Source organism: Pseudoalteromonas sp. G5_S1_14_S5, assembly GCF_054968605.1.
In genome coordinates, this window is sequence record NZ_JBQKUM010000210.1 from 1 (window position 1) to 658 (window position 658).

1 protein-coding gene is annotated in these 658 nt (G+C 44.7%); it reads left to right on the forward strand.

Annotated elements, in window-relative coordinates; all coding sequences use genetic code 11:
* Window positions 1-82: 82 nt before the first annotated feature.
* Window positions 83-658, forward strand: a 576-nt coding sequence (locus tag ACTRWI_RS22580; RefSeq protein ID WP_499133927.1) for an ISAs1 family transposase, incomplete at its 3' end; no start/stop codon positions are given.

The following is a 658-nucleotide window of genomic DNA, read 5'->3' on the forward strand; positions in this document are numbered from 1 at the left end:
ACGGCAAGATCATTATAAATTGGAACTTTTAAGTGAAGAGGCGATCAATGAATGAGTAATCACTTATTGTAGCGTTTAAAGTATGACCGACTCTTTTCTCCAACATTTTGAAGCCATTGAAGACCCACGTATTGACCGATGCAAGCGACATGAGCTTCTCGATATTATCCTTTTAGCCGTCAGTGCTGTCCTATCAGGAGCCGAAGGCTGGGAGCAGATTGAAGATTTTGGCATTCATCGCCTAGATTGGCTCCGACGTTATCGTCCCTTCGAATATGGTATTCCACGGCACGATACCATCGCTCGCGTTATATGCCGTCTCAAGCCAGAAGAAATTGAGAAAGCGTTTCAAAGTTGGATGCGCTGTCTTATTGAGTTCACTGGGAGTGATGTCATTGCCATTGATGGCAAAACAGCTCGACGCTCTTTTGATACGCGCGAAAGGCGAAATCCACTCCATGCGGTCAGCGCTTGGAGTAGTCAACATCAGCTCGTTCTCGGGCAAGTCGCGGTTGATGAGAAGAGCAACGAGGTATCTGCTATCCCAAGATTACTCACCCTACTTGATATTGAAAACTGTATCATCACGTTGGACGCAATGGGATGTCAAAAAGACATAGCTAAACAGATAGTTAAAGGTAATGCGGATTACATATTA